Here is a 21,794-nt window from a genome sequence, read left to right as displayed (position 1 = left end):
AAAAACCACCCGGCCGGTTAAGGCGACGGGTGGTTTGGGGCAGAAAAGAGAAGCCGGGCTTAGCCGACAAACACGTCCGGGTCTGGCCCAAGGCGTTTGCCGCTGTCGAGCTTCGCAATCTCAGCCAGCTCTTCTTTGTCCAGACGGAAGTCGAACACGTCAAAGTTTTCAGCAATACGGGCGGGCGTGACCGATTTAGGGATAACGACCAGTCCGCTATCGAGGTGCCAGCGAATCACGACCTGAGCCGGGGTTTTACCGTATTTGTCCGCTAAATCACGAATGATTTTCTGATCAAACACGCCTTCACCGCCCTGCGCCAGCGGGCTCCAGGACTCCGTCTGGATCTTATGGGTTGCGTTCCAGGCGTGAAGCTGGCGCTGCTGCAGCAGAGGATGCAGCTCAATCTGGTTGATTACCGGGCTAACGCCGGTTTCGTCGATCAGCCGCTGGAGGTGATTAATATTGAAGTTACACACCCCGATACTTTTCGCCAGACCCTCTTTTTGCAGCTCAATCAGTCCTTTCCAGGCTTCAAGATAATGGTCTTTGCTCGGCACCGGCCAGTGCAGCAGGTAGAGATCGACAAAGTCGAGCTGCAGCTTCTCAAGGCTGTCTTCCAGCGCCTGACGCGGGCGTTGCTGGTCGCTGTTCCAGAGCTTGGTGGTAATAAACAGGTCGTCACGGGCAACGCCTGAGCTTTTCAGCGCGTCGCCCACGCCGTCCTCGTTTTTGTAGGCGGCGGCGGTGTCAATGGAGCGGTACCCCACCTCCAGCGCTTTCTCAATGGCTGTCCTGACCTCGGCGTTACTGGCCTGCCAGACGCCGAGCCCAAGCTGCGGCATCACTTTGCCATCCTGGAGTTTAATTAAGGTTGGATGAGTCATGCGTATCTCCTTAATAGTGCGAAAAACACCGGGCAAGCCCGGTGTCAAATGACGGACAAAGCGGAGAAAAGCGTGGTTTTCCCCGCTTTGTGGTTAGCAGCCGAAAATCAACGGATTGATTTTCCGGGTTCATTTCCGGGTACGAAAGGGCGTTTTTCTGTTTGCCTGAGTTGTGTTAGAGAACGAAACACCGGGCAAGCCCGGTGTAAGATTTGTATTAAGTCTAGTCGAAACTCAGGCAACTAAAGCGCCAACCTGGATTCTCTTAGCGAGCCGCTTCGTAAATGCGACGGCTAACGTCCAGCGTGATGTCCTGATGTTCACCCAGCTTAGTCATGCCTTTTTCTTCCAGTTTCACCAGCAGAGCAGGGATGGAGCTGCCGTCCAGGCCGTAGGCGGACAGGCGAGTCGCGGTACCCATTTTTTCGAAGAAATTGCGGGTCGCTTCGATAGCCGCATCAATACGCTCTTCTTCGCTGCCGGAGGTGATGTTCCAGACGCGCTCGGCGTATTGCAGCAGTTTGGCCCGCTTCTCGTTGCGTTTTTCATTCATCAGAGAAGGCAGAACCACCGCCAGCGTTTGGGCATGATCCAGGCCATGCATCGCAGTCAGTTCGTGGCCCAGCATATGGGTCGCCCAGTCCTGCGGCACGCCAGCCCCGATCAGACCATTCAGCGCCATCGTTGCAGCCCACATCACGTTCGCACGCACGTCATAGTTTTCCGGATCTTTCAGCGCTTTCGGGCCATCTTCGATCAGCGTCAGCAGAATGCCTTCAGCAAAACGGTCCTGAACTTTGGCGTTAACCGGGTAAGTCAGGTACTGCTCGATGGTGTGAACAAAGGCATCCACCACGCCGTTAGCAACCTGCTTAGGCGGCAGGGTGTAGGTGTAAACCGGATCCAGAACCGCAAATACAGGCTGAACGAAGTCAGACATAAACGCCTGTTTGTCGCCGGTTGAGCGGCGGGAAACTACCGCACCTTTGTTAGACTCTGAGCCGGTTGCAGGCAGCGTCAGCACGGAACCCATTGGGATTGCGCTTTTTACGTCGTTACCGCGGGTCAGCAGAATGTTCCACGGATCGATATCCTGCGGATAATGCGCCGCTGCAGCGATGAATTTAGTCCCGTCGAGTACGGAGCCACCGCCGACTGCCAGCAGGAAAGTCACGTTTTCTTTACGCGCAATGTCTACGGCTTTCATCAGCGTTTCATAGGACGGGTTAGGTTCGATGCCGCCAAACTCCAGCACGTCGAGGCCTTTCAGCGCATCTTTAACCTGGCCCAGTACGCCAGTTTTAATCACGCTGCCGCCGCCGTAGGTAATCAGTACGCGAGCATCCGCTGGGATCTGGTCACGCAAGTCTGCCAGGGAGCCTTTACCAAACAGGATGCGGGTTGGGGTATGAAGATTGAAGTTATTCATGATGGGTTTCCCGTTCGTTAGATGAGTCACATTGCTAAATCTGATGGCGCTTATTGTGGTCCGCCACCCTGCCTCTCTCAATGCATATTCCTGCCTTTATCTTGCCTGTTTCTCCAAACGACTGGAGAAATCGCAGAATCCATCGCACACTGTAAGCCGGATAAAAAGCGCCGTGGAGACGTAAGTAATGAACCGCCAGGCTATCTGCCAGCAGCTGACGGATAAAATCAATCAGCTGATTTTAAAAGAAAAGAGTGATGTATTTTTTGATGGCGTACGGCTGATGTACGGCACCAAACCGATGGCGCGTACCCCGGTCATGTATGAGCCGGGCATTGTTTTTCTCTTTTCGGGTCATAAAACGGGTTATCTCAATGACCGCGTGTTCCGCTATGACGCCAACGAATACCTGCTCCTGACGGTGCCCTTGCCCTTTGAGTGCGAGACCTTTGCGACGGCCGATGTCCCGCTCGCCGGGATGCGCGTGAAGGTGGATATCCAACAGCTTCAGGATCTGTTGATGGACATCGGTGAAGACGATCTCTTCCGCCCGCAGTCCTGTACTGACGGGATAAACTCTGCCGAACTGTCGGAAGAAATTCTTTGCGCTGCAGAGCGGTTACTGGACGTGTTAGACCGTCCTCTTGATGCCCGGGTGCTGGGCAAGCAGATTATCCGCGAGATCCTCTATCACGTCCTGACGGGGCCTAGCGGCGGGGCGCTACTGGCGCTGGTAAGTCGTCAGACTCATTTTAGTCTGATAAGCCGGGTGCTGCGCCGAATTGAAAATCAGTACACCGAAAACCTGTCGGTGGATCAGCTGGCGGCCGAGGCCAACATGAGCGTTTCAGCTTTCCATCATAACTTTAAGTCGGTGACCAGCACTTCGCCGCTGCAATATCTGAAAACTTACCGTCTGCATAAGGCAAGAATGCTCATGCTGCACGACGGGATGAAGGCAAGCGCGGCGGCTATTCGCGTGGGCTACGAGAGCGCTTCTCAGTTTAGCCGGGAGTTTAAGCGGTATTTTGGCGTGACGCCGGGGGAAGATATGGCGCGGATGCGGGTTATCTAATGGCGTGAAAGCGAAGAGCGAATAAGCCGGGCTTATCCGCTCTTTCTGCAGCAGGCGTGATTAGGCGGCGCTAACCTTTTTTTTCAGTACCACAAACAACGTGCCGACGAGCCCAACAACCAGCAGGGCAACCGGCAAAATCATCAGGAAGGTCATCACCTGATCTTCATGGCGCTTCACAAAGGGGATCATGCTGAGTGCGTAGCCAAGGCTAATCACAACGCCGACCCATAGCAGGCCGCTCAGCCAGTTAAAGAACTGAAAACGACGGTTACTGAGGCCAGAAATACCCGCCATGGTAGGCAGAAGAGTACGCACAAACGCCAGGAAGCGACCCGCGAGCAGCGCCAGCAGTCCGTGGCGGTCAAACATTTGCGTGGCGCGCTGGTGGTACTGGGTTGGCAACTGCTTAAGCCAGCCCTTCACCGTGCGGGTATTGCCGAGCCAGCGCCCTTGTAAATAGCTAAGCCAGCAGCCCAGACTGGCGGCGATGGTTAAGATCACCAGCGTCGGCACAAACCCCATCACACCTTTGGCGATAAGCGCCCCCGCCAGCAGCAGCAGGCTATCGCCCGGCAGAAAGGAAGCGGGAAGCAGTCCATTTTCCAGAAACAGCGTTGCAAACATGACGCAATAGACAATGCCAATCACATGGGGGTCGGCCAGCGCGGCAAAATCGTGATGCCAAAGCGCCTCGACAATATTTTGTATAACAGCCATAGGTATTCCTGTGGAACCGCTTATTGAGTTCGCCCTGAGTATTGCACCCGCAACTTAGGCTCACCTTAATTTCTACACATTGTACTGCTAAAATGTTCGCGACACCTTGATCCCAGGCTCAACAAAATACCGATAATGGCAAAAAAGCGTTCCACGGTTACCTGTAAACGGAATTTTTAGGCAATACGCTGGAAACCTGCTTCCAGATCGGCAATCAGATCGTCCACGTTTTCCAGGCCAATGTGAAGGCGAACCAGGGTGCCGCTAAAGTCGACGCCGCCTGCCGGGCGGATCTCCGCCAACTCCTCAGGCTGATTAGCGAGAATAAGCGATTCATAGCCGCCCCAGGAATAGGCCATGCTGAAATACTCGAAATGATTGAGGTACTGTTCATACTCTTCATCGCTGAGCCGTTTTTTCAGCACAAACGAGAACAGCCCGCTGCTGCCTGTAAAATCACGTTTCCAGAATTCATGCCCTTTACTGCCCGGAAGCGCCGGGTGATTCACTCTTTCTACCTGAGGATGCTTTGCCAGCCATTCGGCCACTTTCAAGCTGCTCTCATGGTGCTGGCGCAGGCGTACACCCAATGTGCGAATACCGCGGCTGGTCATATAGGCGGTGTCTGCATCCAGCATTTGCCCCATCAGATAGGCGTTCTCGCGCAGCTGATCCCAACATCGGGCATTAGATACCGCGGTGCCGACCATCGCATCCGAATGGCCAATTAAATATTTGGTTCCCGCCTGAATTGAGATGTCGATGCCAAACTCTAGTGCCTTAAACAGCACGCCAGCCGCCCAGGTATTGTCGATCATGATGATAGCGTCAGGTGCAACGCGCCTTACCGCCGTGACAATGGCCGGGATATCGTGGACTTCCATCGTAATGGAACCGGGGGATTCCAGAAAAACGACTTTCGTGTTCGGTTGAATCAGGTCGGCAATGCCGGCGCCAATTCCTGGTGCGAACCAACCTGTGCTGACCCCGAGCTTTGAAAGAATTTTGGTACAGAAGTCCTGCGTTGGCTCATAGGCCGTTTCGGTCACCAGAACGTGATCGCCCTGTTCGACAAAGGCCAGAATCGTATTGGCCACCGCAGCGGCTCCACAGGGGAAGAGGGCACAGCCCGCGCCGCCTTCCAGTTCACACATCGCTTCCTGCAACGAGAAATGGGTCAGGGTGCCGCGGCGGCCATAGAACAGCTCGCCCTTAGCGCGATTAGCGGTGGCCTGCTTTTTGGCCTCAACGCTTTCAAAGACGAGGGAAGAGGCGCGCTGGATAACGCTGTTAACCGAACCCTGAGTAAACTTCTTGCTGCGCCCGGCGTTGACCAGCGCCGTTTCGATGTGTTTTTCCGCCATTTCCTGCCCCGTTTAACCATCTGGATGTCTGGACGTAAATTAACACAAAATGCGCAAAGGGCATCATGGCGTTTTTTCAGGTTGGCTAAAAAAGTCATCATTTCGCCAGGGCGTGGCTTTTCCTGCGTAAGCGCAAGGAATGCTTCAACAATTTCCGGCAGTCTGTAAATACTAATGAGAACGACTATCAATTCGATAGTTTTTTGATATATTAGTCTCAGTTTTGACATTTATTTCTCGCTGGAGCGTAAGACGTGACGAGTAACCTGATGCAGACGGATCTGTCCGTTTGGGGTATGTACCAACATGCTGACATCGTAGTGAAGATTGTGATGATTGGCCTGATTCTGGCCTCTGTTGTCACCTGGGCTATCTTTTTCAGTAAGAGCGTGGAGCTCATTACCCAGAAACGTCGCCTCAAGCGAGAGCAGCAGCAGCTGGCTAACGTGCGCTCCCTGAATGAAGCGAGCAGCACCGCCGAAGCGTTTGACAGCAAAAGCCTCAGCGCGCTGTTAATCAATGAAGCCCAGAACGAACTGGAGCTTTCTGCCGGCGTTGAAGATAACGAAGGCATTAAAGATCGTACCGGTTTCCGCCTTGAGCGCCGCGTGGCCGCCGTTGGGCGTCACATGGGCCGTGGTAACGGCTTCCTGGCCACCATCGGTGCGATTTCGCCGTTTGTCGGCCTGTTTGGTACCGTTTGGGGCATCATGAACAGCTTCATCGGTATTGCTCAGTCCCAGACCACTAACCTGGCTGTGGTTGCGCCGGGCATTGCAGAAGCCCTGCTGGCGACGGCAATTGGCCTGGTTGCCGCAATCCCGGCGGTAGTAATCTATAACATCTTCGCGCGTATGATAGGCAGCTACAAAGCGACCCTCAGCGATGTTGCCGCTCAGATCCTGCTGCTACAAAGCCGCGACCTGGACCTGGATGGCACCGCTCAACCGCGTCCGGTGCGTAATACCCAGCAACTGCGAGTAGGTTAATGCCCCATGGCGATGCGTCTGAACGAAAACCTCGATGACAATGGTGAAATGCACGAAATCAACGTTACGCCGTTTATCGACGTTATGTTGGTTCTGCTGATCATCTTCATGGTGGCGGCGCCGCTGGCAACGGTGGACGTGAAGGTTAACCTTCCGGCCTCCAGCAGTGAACCCCAGCCACGCCCTGAGAAGCCGGTTTACCTGTCGGTAAAAGCTGACCATTCGATGTTTATCGGTAATGACCCGGTAAGCAAAGAGTCGATGGTCAACGCGCTGATTGCTGCAACCGAAGGGAAAAAAGACACCACTATTTTCTTCCGCGCGGACAAAACGGTGGACTACGAAACGCTGATGGACGTAATGGATACACTGCACCAGGCAGGGTATCTGAAGATTGGCCTTGTTGGCCAGGAAGTCACTACAGCGAAGTAAGAGGGGCTGACTCTCATCCCGGCCCTCTTCCTCTTGGGAGAGGGTTAAAACGACTCAACTTTATTCTCTCCGTAGTTATTCCGTTCACCCGTAGATCGGTTTTCCCTATACGTTCAGAGCACGGTGAACGTGTCCGGGGGATAACGCCATCCCCCGAACAGCCCCGGCGCCCGGCAAGCTCATCGCCGCTGAAGCGGTAAACCCACCGGCCATCACCCAAACAGTCGGGGTCGTTCGCGATTCGTTCCCGACGATCGCTCTCTTTCGCTGCTCCCGGCAGCTCAACCCCGCCTGAGTTGGGTCATAACCGGGGGCGATGAGAGCCGGGAACAAATCTTCCCCTCACCCCAGCCCTCTCCCCAAAGGGGCGAGGGAGAAAACAACAGCTATGGGAAACATTGTTTATTCCCTCTCCCTTCCAGGGAGAGGGTGAGGGTAGGAAGCGACTGTGACTTTCAGAATTGCTGCGTGTTTAAAGCGAGGCACGGTTCCGGCTTAAATCGCCTCCGTTTTCTCTCCGACTGGTCAGGGGCCGGGCGTCGGGAACGGCCGGAGGCTGAGAGCGTCGGGAACGCGTCTCAGCCGACCCAGGACTGGGAGATAAAACGGAGGTCTGCCGCTTTAGCGGTCGATTTATTTGGCCGGGAGTCCGGGGTCTCGGGGGAGTGACGGTGACTTCCCCGAGTCGTTCACCGGTTCGGTGATGGCATGTAAAACAGAACTGAAAGTGAACGGAACCTTAGCTGAACCTTCATAGAGCGTATTTGTGACTAACAGACAGGCAAAGAGAGAAACCGTTAAATTTTATTACTCTTTAAATTCCCTCGCCCCACTTGGGAGAGGGCCAGGGGGAGAGGCCAACCTCACTCACAGCGTAGAACTCTTCCACGTCTTTTCCGCCAGGCCACGGGTCATCGACAACGTCTGGGCCTCTTGCTCTTTCAGGCGCTGATAATGCCCTTCCAGCCGCTTAATAATTTGCTCTTTAAGCTTCGGGTGATGGCTGAGGATCTCCTCCAGCACGGCACCATACACTTCTTCTTTGGCGCGCCACGGGAAAATTTCACGACGGTTCATCCATTTCAGGTCGATGAGTGCCGAAGTAATATCCGTGATTTCCTGCGTATTACGGGTGATATTTTCATTTTTAAGGCGAATCAGAATAGCTATATTTTTACTTAACGTAAATTCATGGTCTTTATTTTCATCAGGGCTAATTAGCACTGGTTGTTTTTTTATAGGTTCTGCCACAGCACTACTCCTCAATTGAATAACATAATGGCCAGGGTTTTTCCTGGGTCATTTGATTAACCCAAATTTCCTGTTCCTTGCTACTCACCCAGGCGGTTTTGTCTTCGATAAGCATCTGTAAGTCGGCGGCGCTAATAAGTTCTTTTTCAACCAGTTCGCCAATCAGGGCGTGTAACGCCTCTATCCGGACCGCGCACAGCAGGCGTTCTTTAATATGGCGATCGGTTTCTTCAAGCAGGCGATTTTTGGCCTGCCCGGCGTAATGACTACCGCTCAGGATGTTTTTTTCCAGCGTTAAAATCTTATCCTGAACGACTTCCGGCGTGGTACTATTTTCAGCTTCTGCAGGGAGCGTTGAAGGTGCAACAACAGGATAGCGCCGTGGTAAGAAGTGTTCAGGCAGCATCGAATGTGATCCTTTGATATCGGTTCAATATTCAGGTTCAGAGATTCGCGATATGATGCCTCAATTCTAAAATAAAAAAAACAGGAGTTTCTTATGCACAGCATATTTTATTCTATTGTCACAATTTTGATTTTGTTATGCGCGGTGTTGGTTATGCGCAAAGAATTTAGCGCCTCAAATAATAAAAAGAATCGTGCTCCGGGTGAAATACAACCCATCACCTCTAGCGAAGAGCGTGAAGATTATTTCGGCATGTTGATGTCAAAAATTACGCCCAGCTATTATTGGCGTATTAACAGTGAGTATATTGATTTCACTCACGCCACAATTAAAAAAATGCGTATCGACGAACTGACTTCTCAGCCGGTTTTATTTAGCGCCCAGCGCCGCTGCAGTGATTTAAATTCGGCAGTATATAAATATTATGACAATATCAAAAAACGCTGTGCCGAGGGAGAGCAGGTGCCGTTATCGGATATTGAAGTACTGAACCTGCGCCAGTGTTTTAATGAGTTTAGCCGCGACGCTTATCCCGAACTGGTGGCGCTGGTGTGGCCGCAGTACCAGCGGCCGGAGATCGACCTGAACAACGTGTGAGCCTTGCAATTCTGTGCCTGGAGCCCATGCTTAAACGCCGAAATTCGCTATAATGACGGCCTTTTGATATTTCCAGACAGGACATTATGGAACGTTTTATTGAGAATGCGATGTACGCCTCGCGCTGGCTTCTGGCCCCGGTTTACTTCGGGTTATCTCTGGCTCTGCTGGCGCTGACGGTGAAGTTTTTCCAGGAGATCATTCACGTTCTCCCGAATATCTTCTCTATTGCGGAAGCCGACTTAATTCTGACGCTGCTCTCGCTGGTGGATATGGCGCTGGTAGGTGGCCTGTTGGTGATGGTGATGTTTTCCGGCTATGAGAACTTTGTCTCGACGCTGGATATTTACGAAGGTAAAGAGAAGCTGAGCTGGCTGGGGAAAATGGACTCCGGTTCACTGAAGAATAAAGTCGCGGCATCGATCGTGGCCATCTCCTCCATCCATCTGCTGCGTATTTTTATGGACGCTAAAAACGTGCCGGACAACAAACTGATGTGGTATGTGATCATCCACCTGACGTTTGTGCTGTCGGCATTTGTGATGGGCTATCTCGATAAGCTCTCCCGTAGCGCAAAGTATTAAATACTAAGCCCCTGTTTAACTGGGGCTTTTGCTTTTATTTATCCGACGACGCCTGCCACAAATTCAGTTCGCCATCCGCAACGTGGCGGTCAATTCTCTCCAGCTCTTCTGCCGTAAAGTTCATATTATCCAGCGCTTTTACGTTCTCTTGAAGCTGCTCCGGCCGGCTCGCGCCGATGAGCACTGAGGTGACCCGCTGGTCTTTCAGCAGCCAGCTTAGCGCCATTTGCGCCATCGTCTGGCCGCGCTGCTGTGCCATCTCGTTGAGCAAGCGCAGGCTGCTGAGGTTAGCTTCGGTCAGCATCTTTTCATTCAGCCCGCGAATTTTATTGCCTTCAACCTGCATCCTCGAACCTTCAGGAATACCGTTCAGGTATTTGCCGGTCAGCAGACCCTGGGCGAGCGGGGTAAAAGCGATGCAGCCGCTGCCGTTTTGCTGCAGGGTGTCCAGCAGACCGCTTTTATCTACCCAGCGGTTTAACAGGTTGTAGGAGGGCTGGTGAATAAGCAGCGGGATTTTCCATTCTCGCAGCAGATCGGCCATTTTTTGTGTTCTTTCGGAGGAGTAAGAGGAAATACCGACATAAAGCGCTTTCCCGCTTTGCACCGCGTGAGCCAGCGCGCTGGCCGTTTCTTCCATCGGCGTTTTTTCGTCCACTCGATGGGAATAAAAGATATCGACGTACTCCAGCCCCATGCGTCTCAGACTCTGATCCAAACTCGCCAGCAAATATTTGCGTGAGCCGCCGGAGCCATACGGACCTGGCCACATGTCATACCCCGCTTTGGTGGCGATAATCAGTTCGTCGCGGTAGCCGCTGAAATCCTGCTTTAACAGGCGGCCAAAGTTTTCTTCCGCTGAACCCGGAGGCGGCCCGTAGTTATTCGCCAGATCAAAATGCGTAATGCCAAGATCGAACGCGGTGCGCAGCAGATCGCGCTGGGACTCCAGCGGGCTTACGCCGCCGAAGCTGTGCCACAGGCCGAGAGAAAGGGCGGGCAGCTGCAGGCCGCTCTGGCCGCAGGCGCGATACTGCATAGATTGATAGCGTGACGGGCTGGCCTCGTAGGACATGGTGTCTCCTTGGGGTAAGAGTTATTTTTTTGAAACGCTGTTTTCATCTTAACCCTACGGAGACATTCGGCAATCCGAAAATCAGGCCTCCGGTGAAAGTGCGCTGTGGGGCGTGCCCTGAAAATACGCGAGCGCCACCATCAGCGACTGCACCAGACAAAGCGTGGCGGACTGCGAGCGGAAGGCATCGACCTGCGCCTCTTTCACCACGAAACACAGGTCGCTAAACGTCGCGAACGGGCTAATTTGGCTATCCGTAATCACTATCTGGCGGGCCCCGGCCTGCGCGGCAATTTCGCTTACCATCAGCGTTTCTTCGGCATACGGGGAGAAGCTTATCGACACCACAATATCTTTCGCTTTAACCCGGTTGACCTGTTCCCGCAGCATACCGCCAAGCCCGTCCAGCAGCACGGCGCGGCAATCCAGGTGGCTCAGGGCATAGGTCAGATAGGCCGCCACGCTAAAAGAACGGCGCAGGCCGACAACGTAGATGGTGTCGGCTTCGGCCAGCAGTTCAACCGCACGCTGCAGCATTGCTGGTTCGGTGCGGGCGGCCAACTGCTGCAGCGCCTGAGCATTTGAGCGAGCAAACTCCTGCAAAATATCCAGCGGCGTTTCCGGCACGGCTTCGCTGCCCAGCTCACGGAACAGCCTCGCCCGATCCGTGTAGCTTGCCGTCTCTTCCACCAAATTCATGCGAAATAGCTGTTTCATTTCGTTGAACCCGCTGAAATCAAAAGCGTTGGCAAAGCGGATAAGCGTTGAGGGCGGCACTTCCGCCCGTTCGGCAATGGCGGCCACGGTATCAAATGCCACGCTGTTGGTGTTATCCAGCACGTAGCGGGAGACCTGCTGCAGCCTTTTGCTCAGGCTGTCGTAGCGGTCGCGGATCTGCTGCTGGAGTTCGCTCAGGGTTGTTGCCGTGGTCAATTTGCCATCCTCAAAAGTAATTGCTGAAACGTATTTAAGCGTAGTACCGCCAAAAATGAAACAGATGCACCAAATCTGACTGAGGCTGAAACGTCTCTGAGTTCTCAGTCTTTGCACATCATTCTGCGGGTTAACATAAAAACGAAGTATTGATCACAATAATCAACATTTATTTTATTTCAACTTAAAATGGAATGTTTGTTTCATATAGAGTGTGCAGGAGACAACCCTAACAGCAAGAGGCCAGAGATGGAGACGGTAGCGAATTTTATCCACGGTGAATGCGTCGCGGGCGAAGGCCAGCGGGTACAGGCGATCTTCAACCCGGCAACCGGCGCGCAGATCCGCCAGGTCGCCATGAGCACGGCCAGGCAGACCGAGCAGGCCATTGCCGCCGCCCAGCAGGCGTTTCCGGGCTGGGCCCGCCAGTCTCCGCTGAAGCGCGCCCGCGTGATGTTCCGCTTTAAAAGCCTGCTTGAGGAACATATGGACAGCCTGGCGAAGCTCATTAGCGAAGAGCACGGCAAAGTCTATTCTGACGCGGTGGGAGAGCTGACCCGCGGCCTCGAAGTGGTGGAGTTTGCCTGCGGCATTCCGCATCTGCAAAAGGGGGAGCACTCAGCTAACGTGGGCACGGGCGTTGATAGCCATTCGCTGATGCAGCCGCTTGGCGTTTGCGCGGGGATCACGCCGTTTAACTTCCCGGCCATGGTGCCGATGTGGATGTTCCCAATCGCGCTGGCGACCGGGAATACCTTTGTTCTGAAGCCGTCGGAAAAAGATCCGTCGCTGTCGCTGCGGCTTGCTCAGTTGTTGAAGGAAGCCGGGCTGCCGGATGGTGTGTTTAACGTGGTGCAGGGCGATAAAGAAGCCGTGGACGTATTGCTGACCGACCCAAGAGTTCAGGCCGTCAGCTTTGTTGGCTCGACGCCTATCGCCGAGTACATCTACCAGACCGCCTCCGCCCACGGCAAGCGCTGCCAGGCGCTGGGTGGGGCGAAAAACCACTGCATTTTAATGCCGGATGCTGACCTGGAAATGGCGACCAACGCCATTATGGGGGCGGCTTTTGGTGCCGCCGGAGAACGCTGTATGGCGCTCTCGGTGGTGGTCGCCGTGGGGGATGAAACCGCAGAGGCACTGTGCGCGGGGCTGGAAAAGCAGCTTGCTACGCTGCGCGTTGGGCCAGGCCTTGGGCATGAGCCGGAAAACGAAATGGGGCCGCTGATTTCCGCCCCGCACCGGGCTAAAGTGCTGGGCTATATTGATAGCGGAGAACAGCAGGGCGCTACGCTACGGGTGGATGGGCGAGGCCTCAGGCTGGCAGGCCACGAAGGCGGCTATTTTGTTGGCCCTACGCTGTTTGACCATGTCACTTCGGAGATGACCATTTATAAAGAAGAGATCTTCGGTCCGGTGCTGAGCGTGGTGCGCGTGCCGGATTACGCCAGCGCCCTGGATCTTATTAACAAACACGAATACGGCAACGGCACGGCGATTTTTACCCGTGACGGCGGCACAGCAAGACGCTTTACCGAAGAAGTCCTGGTGGGCATGGTTGGCGTGAACGTGCCTATCCCGGTGCCGATGGCTTTCCACAGCTTTGGCGGCTGGAAACGTTCCATCTTCGGGCCGCTGAACGTGCACGGCAGCGATGGCGTGCGTTTCTATACGCGCATGAAAACCGTCACCGCCCGCTGGCCGGAAACCAGCCACCAGCAAGGCTCTGCGTTCTCGATGCCGACGCTGGGCTAAGGGGAGGAAAGATGACAACACAACGCATGACCATGGCGCAGGCGCTGGTCAGGTTTTTAAACCAGCAGTACGTTGAAATCGACGGGCAGGAGCAGCCGTTTATAGAAGGCGTAATGACCATTTTCGGGCACGGCAACGTGCTCGGTCTTGGGCAGGCGCTGGAGGAAGACCCCGGCCACCTGAAGGTGCATCAGGGCTGTAACGAGCAGGGTATGGCGCATATCGCCACCGGTTTCGCGAAACAGCACCGGCGGCAGCGTATCTATGCCGTGAGCTCATCCGTAGGGCCAGGGGCAGCCAACATGGTGACTGCCGCCGCAACGGCCACCGCCAACCGCATTCCGCTGCTGTTATTGCCCGGCGACATATACGCCAGCCGCCAGCCGGACCCGGTGCTCCAGCAAATCGAGCAGTATCACGACCTCAGCATCAGCACCAACGACTGCTTCCGACCGGTGTCCCGCTACTGGGACAGAATCAACCGCCCTGAACAGCTGATGAGCGCCATGATTAGCGCCATGCGAGTGCTTACTAACCCAGCGGATACCGGTGCGGTAACGATTTTCCTGCCGCAGGACGTGCAGGGGGAAGCCTGGGATTACCCGCAAAGCTTCTTTGAAAAACGGGTGCATCATATCGAGCGCCGGCCACCGGATGAAAATCGCCTGCAGGCCGCGCTAAAGCTGATTAGCGGCAAGCGTCGCCCGCTGGTTATCTGCGGCGGCGGGGTTCGTTATTCCGGTGCGCATCGGGCTTTGCAGGATTTTGTGGAGGGCTTCGGGCTACCGTTCGCCGAAACGCAGGCCGGGAAAGGTGCGATTGTAAGCGAGCACTCACTTAATCTGGGGGGAATCGGCGTGACGGGGGGCCTGGCGGCAAACCTGCTGGCTCCGCAGGCGGATTTAATCATTGGCGTGGGCACCCGGCTGACCGACTTTACCACCGGTTCCAAATCGCTGTTTTCACCTGAGGCCGACTTCCTGCTGCTGAACGTGGCTGAATTCGACGCCCTGAAGCTGGACGCCACGCCGCTGGTGGCCGATGCCCGGCTTGGGCTCGAGCAGCTGACTTCCGGCCTGCATCAGGCTGGCTATCACGCGGCCTGGCAGGACGAAGCCGCTCACGCTAAAGCGGTCTGGCGGGATGAATGCCAGCGGCTGTGGGCGCGGCAATGGCAGCCTGGAGAACCCCCGGAAGTGGCGGGCCATCTGGATGAAACGTTGCGGGAATACAGCCGCGAATTGGGGACATCATTGACCCAAACCCGCGTGCTGGGCCTGGTGAACCAGCATATTGAAGATGACGCCATTGTGGTGGGCGCGGCGGGATCGCTACCGGGGGATTTACAGCGCCTGTGGCAGGTAAAAACGCCGGACAGCTATCATCTGGAATACGGTTACTCGTGCATGGGCTACGAGATAGCCGCGGCGGTAGGGGCAAAGCTCGCGCAGCCAGGACAGCCGGTGTATGCGATGGTGGGGGATGGTTCTTACCTGATGCTGCATTCCGAGCTGCAAACCGCCGTCCAGGAAGGGATAAAAATCACCATTTTGCTGTTTGATAACGCGGGGTTCGGCTGCATCAATAACCTGCAAATGGGCCATGGAATGGGCAGTTATGGCACCGAAAATCGCCAGCGGGATCCGCACAGCGGCAGGCTGGATGGCCCGCTGGTGAAGGTGGACTTTGCCCAAAATGCCGAAAGCTACGGCTGCAAAGCCTGGCGGGTCAACAGCGAGTCTGAGCTGCTTGCCGCGCTGGAAGCGTCCCGTCAGGAGCCTGGCCCAACGCTGCTGGACATTAAAGTGCTGCCTAAAACCATGACCCACGATTACGAAGCCTGGTGGCGCACCGGAGATGCCCAGGTGTCGCGCTCGAGCGCCGTGGCTGATGCCGCTGACCAAACCGCGGCTAAGCTCAAACGCGCCCGTCAGTACTAACTTTTTAGCATTCCGTCAGGTCATCTGGCGGAATGTTTATTTCATTTGTGTCTTATTTTCCTCCCGCTCTTCAGCATGGGCGCGCTCTCCCTCTCAAATCCCTTCTCTGTGCAGGTTTTAATTCACTCCGTGTTGTGATTTTGCTAACAAAACACAGCCGATAAATTATCAAAATGTTAACCTCTGCGCAAAAATGAAACTTTCACTCTGCATTAAAATGAAATAAATGTTTTATTTAAGGCGTCGTTATTCAGCTGCATGTGAAGGCCGGAACACCCGGCTCATGACCCTACTGCAACACCACTTTCGGGAGCCGCCATGTTTAACATTGCTTTACTGGGCGCGGGCCGTATCGGCCAAATCCACGCCGCCAATATTGCCGCCCATCCCCATTCCACCCTTTGGTCCGTTGTTGACCCTAATGCAGAAAACGCCGCGCGCATCGCCGAAAAATACCAGGCGCGCCAGCAGAGCGTTGCCCAGGCGATGAGCGATCCGGAGGTTCATGCGGTGCTGATCGCCTCGGCAACCGATACCCACGCCGACCTGATTGAGCTTGCCGCCAAACACGGCAAAGCGATTTTCTGCGAAAAGCCGGTACACCTGGATCTGGCCCGCGTGCGCGACTGCCTGAAAGTTGTAAAAGCCCATAACGTGCCGCTGTTTATCGGCTTTAACCGCCGCTTTGACCCGCAGTTCCGCAGGCTGAAAAACGAAGCGCTGCAGGGGCGTATCGGCACGACGGAATCGCTGGTGATCATCTCCCGCGACCCGTCCCCGCCGCCTGCTGAATATGTCCGTGTCTCCGGCGGCATGTTCCGCGACATGACCATTCACGACTTTGATATGGCCCGCTTCATCATGGGCGAAGAGCCTGTTTCGGTGTACGCGCAGGGCAGCAACCTGGTGGATCCGGCGATTGGCGCCGCGGGCGACATCGACACCGCTTTTATTGTCCTGAAATACGCCTCCGGGGCGCTGGCGACCATCGTTAACAGCCGCCGTTCGGCCTACGGATACGACCAACGCCTGGAGCTCCATGGCTCTAAGGGCCTGCTGACCGCCGGCAATATTCTGGAAAACCAGATCCAATTCTTCGGCGACGGCGGTAACACCCGCGCGTTGCCAGAACACTTCTTCCTCCAGCGCTACAAAGATGCCTATGCCGCCGAATGGCAGCACTTTGTTGCCGTCCTGCGCGGCGAGGCCAAACCCGAGTGCAGCGGCGATGACGGTGAACGCGCCCTGTACCTGGCCGACAAGGCGCTGGAGTCACTGCGTAGCCAGCGCGAAGTTGCTTTGTAACCTCCGAAGACCCTACACATAGAAGAGAGATAACAATGAAAAAGCTCATCCTCGCCGCCCTCATCGCCCTGACCACGGCTCCGGCGCTGGCCGAAAACGAACAGATAGTTTTTAGCACCCCAAACCTTGCGATGCCGTTTGAAGTGCATATGCAGCGCACCGCCGTGCAGGCCGCCAAAGAGATGGGCGTCAAGCTGCAGGTACTCGACAGCCAGGGCAGTTCTCCTAAGCAGGTCGCCGACCTCGAAAACGCCATTACCCGCGGAGCACAGGGGTTTATCGTTTCGCCAAATGACGTTAACGCCGTGTCCAGCGCGGTGGGGGAAATTCAGGACGCAAAACTGCCGGTGGTGACGCTTGACCGCTCGGTAGCCAGCGACAAGCCGGTGCCGCACTTTGGGGCCAACAACTATAAAGGCGGCCAGGCCGTGGCGGACTTTGTGAAAGCCAAATTCCCCGATGGGGCGGATATCGTGCTGCTGACTGGCCAGCCTGGCTCCTCCTCAAATATCGAACGTACCAAAGGGATCCGCGACGGACTGAAAGCCGGAGGGGATAAATACAAGATCGTCGCCGATCAGACCGGAAACTGGATGCGTTCTGAAGGCATGCGCATCGTTGAAAGCGTTCTGCCGTCTCTGCCGAAAAAGCCCCAGGTGATCCTCTCCGCTAACGATGATATGGCGCTCGGCGCGATTGAAGCGCTGCAGGGCCAGGGCATGAAGCCGGGTGAAGTACTGGTGACCGGCTTTGATGCGGTGCCGGAAGCGCTGGCCCGCGTGCGCGATGGCTGGATGGCGGCAACCGCCGATCAACGCCCAGGTTTTGCGGTGAAAACGGCGATGAGCCAGCTGGTGGCCAATATTCGTGAGAAGAAGGCGATTACCGGGGCCGATTACGCGCCCACGATGATCACCAAAGATAACCTCGATCAAGCAGAGCGTATCGGCGAAGCAGGCAAATAATATCCGTCATCTTTCAAGCTGCAGCCGTGTTGGCTGGCTGCCCGCACCCCGGGTACGTAGTTAGCTATGCATCCCGGGGATGCCCTCAGTTGCCGCCGTGCTGCAGCTTGAAATCTAGAGGATATTCGCTGAAATGAGGAGCAGTCTGATGTCGCAACCTTTACTGAAAGTGACCGACCTGGCGAAAAGTTTCTCCGGCGTATGGGCGTTGAGCAGCGCGCAGCTCAGCGTCGGGCAGGGGGAAATCCATGCCCTGCTGGGGGAAAACGGCGCGGGAAAATCCACGCTGCTGAAGGCGCTGGCCGGGGCGCAGCCGCAAACGCGCGGTGAGATCTGGTTTAACGGCGAAGTACTTTCCGTGGATGACTCGCCGGTGGAGCGCCAGAACAAAGGGATTATCACAATTTATCAAGAGTTTAACCTGCTGCCCAATATGACGGTGGCGGAAAACATGTTTCTTGGCCGCGAGCCGCGACGCCGCAACCTGATAGTCGACAGCAAAGCGGTGAATCAGGAAGCGCAGGTCATTCTGGATTATTTGCAGCTTAACGTCGCGCCGACGACCGCCGTGGCCCGCCTCAGCGTGGCCCAGCAGCAGATGGTGGAGATTGCCAGGGCGCTGACGCTGAACGCCCGGCTGATCATTATGGATGAGCCTTCTGCAGCCCTGAGCGACAGCGAAGTTGAGAGCCTGCACCGCGTAGTGCGGGAGCTAAAAGGCCGCGGCGTCAGCATTATTTATGTCACCCATCGCCTGCATGAAGTCTTCCAGCTTTGCGACCGCTTTACCGTTTTCCAGGATGGCCGCTATACCGGCTCCGGCGATGTGGCGGGCACCAACGTGGAGCAAATTATTCGCCTGATGGTTGGGCGCGACGTGGTGTTTAACCGCCGCGACGGCAGCCTCACGCACCATGAAGATAAACCCATCCGCCTGGCGGTGAAGGGATTAAGCCGCGAAAAACCGCCGCTTGATCCACACGGCATCGCGTTGAAAGACATCAGTTTCCACATCCATGCGGGGGAAGTGCTGGGCATCGCCGGGCTGGTAGGCGCCGGGCGCACCGAGGTAGCACGCTGCCTGTTCGGCGCCGACAAATTCACCACCGGTAGCTTCGAGCTGGACGGCAAACCCTACCGGCCGAAAAACCCAATGCATGCGCTGGACCAGGGGATCGCCCTGGTGCCGGAAGATCGTAAAAAAGAAGGCGCGGTGCTGGGGCTGTCTATCCGCGACAACCTGTCGCTCTCCAGCCTTTCGTCCCTGCTCACCTGGCGCTATTTCGTTAGCCCGCGCAAAGAAGATGCGCTGATTGAGGCCTACCGGCAGGCGCTGCAAATCAAAATGGTTAACGCCGAGCAGGAGGTGCGCAAGCTCTCCGGCGGGAACCAGCAAAAAGTGATCCTGGCGCGCTGTATGGCGCTGAATCCGCGAGTGTTGATCGTCGATGAGCCCACTCGTGGCATTGACGTAGGCACCAAATCGGAAGTGCATCAGGTGCTGTTTGATATGGCTAAACGAGGCGTGGCGGTGATCGTTATCTCTTCAGATCTGCCGGAAATCCTCGCGGTGTCGGATCGGATCATCACCCTCAGCGAAGGGCGAGTGACCGGTGAGCTACACGGCGATGAAGCTAACGAAGAACGGCTGATGACCCTGATGGCCATCAACCATAGCGCCTTAAGCGCCGCATAACGGGGGAGCCCATGACGCAGATGATTACCAAAAGCCAGACTCCGGCAAAAAGCGCTTCGCGCTTCGATCCGATCGCTTTCTTTGAGCGTTTCGGGGTGCTGATCTTCATGTTCCTGCTGCTGATCTTCTTCCAGTCGCAGAACAGCAACTTCCTGTCCGAACGCAATATTTTCAACATCCTGACCGAAGTTTCCATTTACGGGATCATCGCGGTGGGCATGACCTTTGTCATTCTCACCGCGGGCATCGATCTCTCGGTTGGTTCGATCCTGGCCGTGTGCGCCATGACCGCGGCCTATGTGATCAAGGGCGACAATTTTACCACCGTCGATCCCAACGCCTGGGGCGGCTTTAGCTGGCTGCTGGGCTTAGGGATCTGCCTGGCGCTCGGCACACTGATAGGCTTCCTGCACGGCCTGGGCGTCACCCGTCTGCGTTTGCCGCCGTTCATCGTCACGCTGGGCGGGATGACTATCTGGCGCGGCCTGACGCTGGTTATCAACGACGGCGCGCCAATCGCCGGTTTTGATGCGGGCTACCGCTGGTGGGGACGCGGAGAAATGCTCGGCATCTCCATTCCTATCTGGATTTTCGCCATTGTCTCGATTCTGGGCTATCTGGCACTGCATAAAACCCGCTGGGGGCGCTTTGTTTATGCCATCGGCGGTAACCCGGAAGCGGCTCGTCTGGCCGGGGTTAACGTGAAGCGCGTGCTGGTAAGCGTGTATGTGGTGATTGGCTGTCTCGCCGGGCTGGCGGGCTTTGTGCTCAGCGCCAGGCTGGGCAGTGCCGAAGCGGTAGCCGGGATCTCCTTCGAACTGCGCGTAATCGCCTCGGTAGTCATCGGTGGTACATCTCTGATGGGGGGCTATGGGCGGATCAGCGGCACGATCATCGGCGCCATCATTATGGGGATCCTGATTAATGGCCTGGTGCTGATGAACGTCTCGGCCTACTACCAGCAGATCATTACCGGGCTGATTATCGTGCTGGCGGTGGCGTTTGATACCTACGCGAAGAACCGCCGAGGGGCGCTGTAAGGATTGCCCCTCACCCTAACCCTCTCCCCAGAGGGGAGAGGAAAAAAGAGGGAACACCATTACAGCTGCCTCTGTTTTCTCTCTTCTCTTTCAGGGAGAGGGGATAAGTGCGGGGATATTTTCAACGCTGCCTCCGTTTTCCCCCTTTCCCTTTCAGGGAGAGGGGCGGGGTGAGGGTAAAGGGCAGGTCACGACTTCAGGAACAACACATGAAAAAGGTCAGAATTGGTTTAATCGGTACCGGCTACATCGGCAAAGCCCACGCCATTGCCTACGCGCAGGCACCGACGGTCTTTGACCTGCAGGGCGAACTGGTTCGTGAAATGGTGGCGGAAGTCACCCCGGAGCTGGCGGCGAAACGCGCCGCGGCGTTTGGTTTTAATCGTTCCACCGGCGACTGGCGCGAGCTGGTGGCGGACCCGAATATCGACGTGGTGGACATCTGCTCCCCGAACCACCTGCATAAAGAGATGGCGCTGGAGGCGATTCGCCACGGCAAGCACGTTTATTCAGAAAAGCCGCTGGCGCTTAACGCCCGGGATGCACGCCTGATGGTGGATGCCGCCGATCTGGCCGGCGTCAAAACGCTAGTGGGCTTTAACTACATGAAGAACCCGACGGCGCAGCTGGCAAAGCAGATCATTGCGCGGGGGGAAATCGGGGAAGTGATCCACTTTTACGGTACCCACAACGAAGACTATATGGCCGATCCTCTGGCCCCTATCCACTGGCACTGTTTTAAAGAAACCGCCGGGCTTGGTGCGCTGGGGGATCTGGCGGCGCACATCGTCAATATGGCGCAGTACCTGGTGGGCGATATCCGCGAAGTCTGCGGCGACCTGAAAATCGTGGTGCCGCAGAGGCCGGCGTCGGCCGGCAGCAGCGAAATGATCGCCGTGGAAAACGAAGATCAGGCCCACGCGATGGTGCGCTTTGAAGGCGGGGCTCAGGGCGTGATCGAAACGTCACGCGTCGCCAGCGGTAGAAAAATGGGGCTGACCTGGACTATCACCGGCACGAAAGGTGCGTTGAGCTTTACCCAGGAACGCATGGCGGAACTGAAGCTTTATCTGCAAAGCGACCCCGAAGGCCGCCAGGGTTTCCGCACGCTGCTGGTTGGCCCGGCCCACCCGGACTATGGCGCATTCTGCATGGGGGCGGGGCACGGGATCGGCTTTAACGATCAAAAAACGGTGGAAGTGCGCGATCTGATTGATGGCATTGCCGCCGACGCTCCGCTGTGGCCGGATTTTGAAGAGGGCTGGAAAGTGTCGCGCATTCTCGATGCTATCGCCCTGTCTCACCAGCAGGGGCGCTGGGTCAACGTATCTGACATTGTCTAAGGACGAAG

General features: G+C 55.9%; 20 protein-coding genes. 12 read left to right on the top strand and 8 right to left on the bottom strand.

Annotation, left to right across the window (positions count from 1 at the left end; all coding sequences use genetic code 11):
- Positions 1 to 59: 59 nt before the first annotated feature.
- Together dkgA and VW41_20340 are read right to left on the bottom strand one after the other, a co-directional pair.
- Complete coding sequence (gene dkgA, locus VW41_20345) at positions 60 to 887, bottom strand: 2,5-diketo-D-gluconic acid reductase (protein ID AJZ91201.1); 828 nt, start codon at positions 885 to 887, stop codon at positions 60 to 62.
- Positions 888 to 1,152: 265 nt separating this feature from the next.
- Positions 1,153 to 2,316 (bottom strand): aldehyde reductase, encoded by a 1,164-nt coding sequence (locus VW41_20340; protein ID AJZ91200.1) that lies wholly within the window; start codon positions 2,314 to 2,316, stop codon positions 1,153 to 1,155.
- A gap of 187 nt (positions 2,317 to 2,503) precedes the next feature.
- Between VW41_20340 and VW41_20335 the strand changes: the two genes are divergently transcribed.
- Positions 2,504 to 3,391 (top strand): AraC family transcriptional regulator, encoded by an 888-nt coding sequence (locus VW41_20335; protein ID AJZ91199.1) that lies wholly within the window; start codon positions 2,504 to 2,506, stop codon positions 3,389 to 3,391.
- A 60-nt stretch (positions 3,392 to 3,451) separates the two neighbouring features.
- On the opposite strand, the gene VW41_20330 is transcribed toward VW41_20335, so the two are convergent.
- The gene (locus tag VW41_20330) at positions 3,452 to 4,111 is read right to left on the bottom strand and encodes a membrane protein (protein AJZ91198.1); all 660 of its coding nucleotides are present in this window, start codon (positions 4,109 to 4,111) and stop codon (positions 3,452 to 3,454) included.
- A 176-nt stretch (positions 4,112 to 4,287) separates the two neighbouring features.
- Positions 4,288 to 5,475 (bottom strand): cystathionine beta-lyase, encoded by a 1,188-nt coding sequence (locus tag VW41_20325; protein ID AJZ91197.1) that lies wholly within the window; start codon positions 5,473 to 5,475, stop codon positions 4,288 to 4,290.
- A gap of 254 nt (positions 5,476 to 5,729) precedes the next feature.
- Here VW41_20325 and VW41_20320 point away from each other — a divergent pair, with 254 nt between their 5' ends.
- Positions 5,730 to 6,464, top strand: coding sequence for a biopolymer transporter ExbB (locus VW41_20320; protein ID AJZ91196.1), 735 nt, complete (start codon positions 5,730 to 5,732; stop codon positions 6,462 to 6,464).
- A 6-nt stretch (positions 6,465 to 6,470) separates the two neighbouring features.
- Positions 6,471 to 6,896 carry a biopolymer transporter ExbD gene (locus VW41_20315; GenBank protein AJZ91195.1) on the top strand — a complete coding sequence of 142 codons (426 nt, stop codon included), beginning with the start codon at positions 6,471 to 6,473 and terminating at the stop codon, positions 6,894 to 6,896.
- An 867-nt stretch (positions 6,897 to 7,763) separates the two neighbouring features.
- Here VW41_20315 and VW41_20310 read toward each other — a convergent pair.
- Positions 7,764 to 8,147 carry a cytoplasmic protein gene (locus VW41_20310; protein AJZ91194.1) on the bottom strand — a complete coding sequence of 128 codons (384 nt, stop codon included), beginning with the start codon at positions 8,145 to 8,147 and terminating at the stop codon, positions 7,764 to 7,766.
- 4 nt (positions 8,148 to 8,151) lie between these two features.
- Positions 8,152 to 8,553: a hypothetical protein gene (locus VW41_20305; protein AJZ91193.1), complete on the bottom strand. Its 402-nt coding sequence runs from the start codon at positions 8,551 to 8,553 to the stop codon at positions 8,152 to 8,154.
- Between the two features lie 93 nt (positions 8,554 to 8,646).
- Between VW41_20305 and VW41_20300 the strand changes: the two genes are divergently transcribed.
- Both VW41_20300 and VW41_20295 read left to right on the top strand, forming a co-directional pair.
- Positions 8,647 to 9,150: an RNA helicase gene (locus VW41_20300; protein ID AJZ91192.1), complete on the top strand. Its 504-nt coding sequence runs from the start codon at positions 8,647 to 8,649 to the stop codon at positions 9,148 to 9,150.
- Between the two features lie 86 nt (positions 9,151 to 9,236).
- On the top strand, positions 9,237 to 9,734 hold the full coding sequence (locus tag VW41_20295) for a hypothetical protein (GenBank protein ID AJZ91191.1): 498 nt from the start codon (positions 9,237 to 9,239) through the stop codon (positions 9,732 to 9,734).
- 34 nt (positions 9,735 to 9,768) lie between these two features.
- Here the strand turns inward: VW41_20295 and VW41_20290 are convergent, their stop codons facing one another.
- The gene (locus VW41_20290; protein ID AJZ91190.1) at positions 9,769 to 10,809 is read right to left on the bottom strand and encodes an L-glyceraldehyde 3-phosphate reductase; all 1,041 of its coding nucleotides are present in this window, start codon (positions 10,807 to 10,809) and stop codon (positions 9,769 to 9,771) included.
- Positions 10,810 to 10,890: 81 nt separating this feature from the next.
- Positions 10,891 to 11,742: a Fe-S cluster assembly protein HesB gene (locus VW41_20285; protein ID AJZ91189.1), complete on the bottom strand. Its 852-nt coding sequence runs from the start codon at positions 11,740 to 11,742 to the stop codon at positions 10,891 to 10,893.
- A 249-nt stretch (positions 11,743 to 11,991) separates the two neighbouring features.
- Here VW41_20285 and VW41_20280 point away from each other — a divergent pair, with 249 nt between their 5' ends.
- From VW41_20280 to VW41_20250, 7 genes are all read left to right on the top strand, one after another.
- On the top strand, positions 11,992 to 13,497 hold the full coding sequence (locus tag VW41_20280) for a methylmalonate-semialdehyde dehydrogenase (protein ID AJZ91188.1): 1,506 nt from the start codon (positions 11,992 to 11,994) through the stop codon (positions 13,495 to 13,497).
- Between the two features lie 11 nt (positions 13,498 to 13,508).
- On the top strand, positions 13,509 to 15,437 hold the full coding sequence (locus VW41_20275; GenBank protein ID AJZ91187.1) for a 3D-(3,5/4)-trihydroxycyclohexane-1,2-dione hydrolase: 1,929 nt from the start codon (positions 13,509 to 13,511) through the stop codon (positions 15,435 to 15,437).
- Between the two features lie 318 nt (positions 15,438 to 15,755).
- Positions 15,756 to 16,742 (top strand): inositol 2-dehydrogenase, encoded by a 987-nt coding sequence (locus VW41_20270; protein ID AJZ91186.1) that lies wholly within the window; start codon positions 15,756 to 15,758, stop codon positions 16,740 to 16,742.
- A gap of 35 nt (positions 16,743 to 16,777) precedes the next feature.
- Positions 16,778 to 17,707, top strand: coding sequence for a sugar ABC transporter substrate-binding protein (locus VW41_20265; protein AJZ91185.1), 930 nt, complete (start codon positions 16,778 to 16,780; stop codon positions 17,705 to 17,707).
- A gap of 148 nt (positions 17,708 to 17,855) precedes the next feature.
- The gene (locus VW41_20260; GenBank protein AJZ91184.1) at positions 17,856 to 19,403 is read left to right on the top strand and encodes a D-ribose transporter ATP-binding protein; all 1,548 of its coding nucleotides are present in this window, start codon (positions 17,856 to 17,858) and stop codon (positions 19,401 to 19,403) included.
- 11 nt (positions 19,404 to 19,414) lie between these two features.
- Entirely contained in the window at positions 19,415 to 20,443 is a 1,029-nt protein-coding gene (locus tag VW41_20255) for a sugar ABC transporter permease (GenBank protein AJZ91183.1), read from the top strand.
- A 209-nt stretch (positions 20,444 to 20,652) separates the two neighbouring features.
- Positions 20,653 to 21,786 (top strand): myo-inositol 2-dehydrogenase, encoded by a 1,134-nt coding sequence (locus tag VW41_20250; GenBank protein ID AJZ91182.1) that lies wholly within the window; start codon positions 20,653 to 20,655, stop codon positions 21,784 to 21,786.
- Positions 21,787 to 21,794: the final 8 nt, after the last annotated feature.

Origin of the sequence: Klebsiella michiganensis, from assembly GCA_000963575.1 — a bacterium.
GTDB classification, from domain to species: domain Bacteria; phylum Pseudomonadota; class Gammaproteobacteria; order Enterobacterales; family Enterobacteriaceae; genus Cedecea; species Cedecea michiganensis_A.
The sequence above is the reverse complement of the archived record's forward strand: the minus strand, read 5'-3'. Positions and strand labels throughout refer to the sequence as shown.

Coding starts and splice junctions, on each gene's coding strand:
- dkgA (AJZ91201.1), bottom strand. CDS start 887: ATGACTCATCCAACCTTAATTAAACTCCAGGATGGCAAAGTGATGCCG.
- VW41_20340 (AJZ91200.1), bottom strand. CDS start 2,316: ATGAATAACTTCAATCTTCATACCCCAACCCGCATCCTGTTTGGTAAA.
- VW41_20335 (AJZ91199.1), top strand. CDS start 2,504: ATGAACCGCCAGGCTATCTGCCAGCAGCTGACGGATAAAATCAATCAG.
- VW41_20330 (AJZ91198.1), bottom strand. CDS start 4,111: ATGGCTGTTATACAAAATATTGTCGAGGCGCTTTGGCATCACGATTTT.
- VW41_20325 (AJZ91197.1), bottom strand. CDS start 5,475: ATGGCGGAAAAACACATCGAAACGGCGCTGGTCAACGCCGGGCGCAGC.
- VW41_20315 (AJZ91195.1), top strand. CDS start 6,471: ATGGCGATGCGTCTGAACGAAAACCTCGATGACAATGGTGAAATGCAC.
- VW41_20305 (AJZ91193.1), bottom strand. CDS start 8,553: ATGCTGCCTGAACACTTCTTACCACGGCGCTATCCTGTTGTTGCACCT.
- VW41_20300 (AJZ91192.1), top strand. CDS start 8,647: ATGCACAGCATATTTTATTCTATTGTCACAATTTTGATTTTGTTATGC.
- VW41_20295 (AJZ91191.1), top strand. CDS start 9,237: ATGGAACGTTTTATTGAGAATGCGATGTACGCCTCGCGCTGGCTTCTG.
- VW41_20290 (AJZ91190.1), bottom strand. CDS start 10,809: ATGTCCTACGAGGCCAGCCCGTCACGCTATCAATCTATGCAGTATCGC.
- VW41_20280 (AJZ91188.1), top strand. CDS start 11,992: ATGGAGACGGTAGCGAATTTTATCCACGGTGAATGCGTCGCGGGCGAA.
- VW41_20275 (AJZ91187.1), top strand. CDS start 13,509: ATGACAACACAACGCATGACCATGGCGCAGGCGCTGGTCAGGTTTTTA.
- VW41_20270 (AJZ91186.1), top strand. CDS start 15,756: ATGTTTAACATTGCTTTACTGGGCGCGGGCCGTATCGGCCAAATCCAC.
- VW41_20265 (AJZ91185.1), top strand. CDS start 16,778: ATGAAAAAGCTCATCCTCGCCGCCCTCATCGCCCTGACCACGGCTCCG.
- VW41_20260 (AJZ91184.1), top strand. CDS start 17,856: ATGTCGCAACCTTTACTGAAAGTGACCGACCTGGCGAAAAGTTTCTCC.
- VW41_20255 (AJZ91183.1), top strand. CDS start 19,415: ATGACGCAGATGATTACCAAAAGCCAGACTCCGGCAAAAAGCGCTTCG.
- VW41_20250 (AJZ91182.1), top strand. CDS start 20,653: ATGAAAAAGGTCAGAATTGGTTTAATCGGTACCGGCTACATCGGCAAA.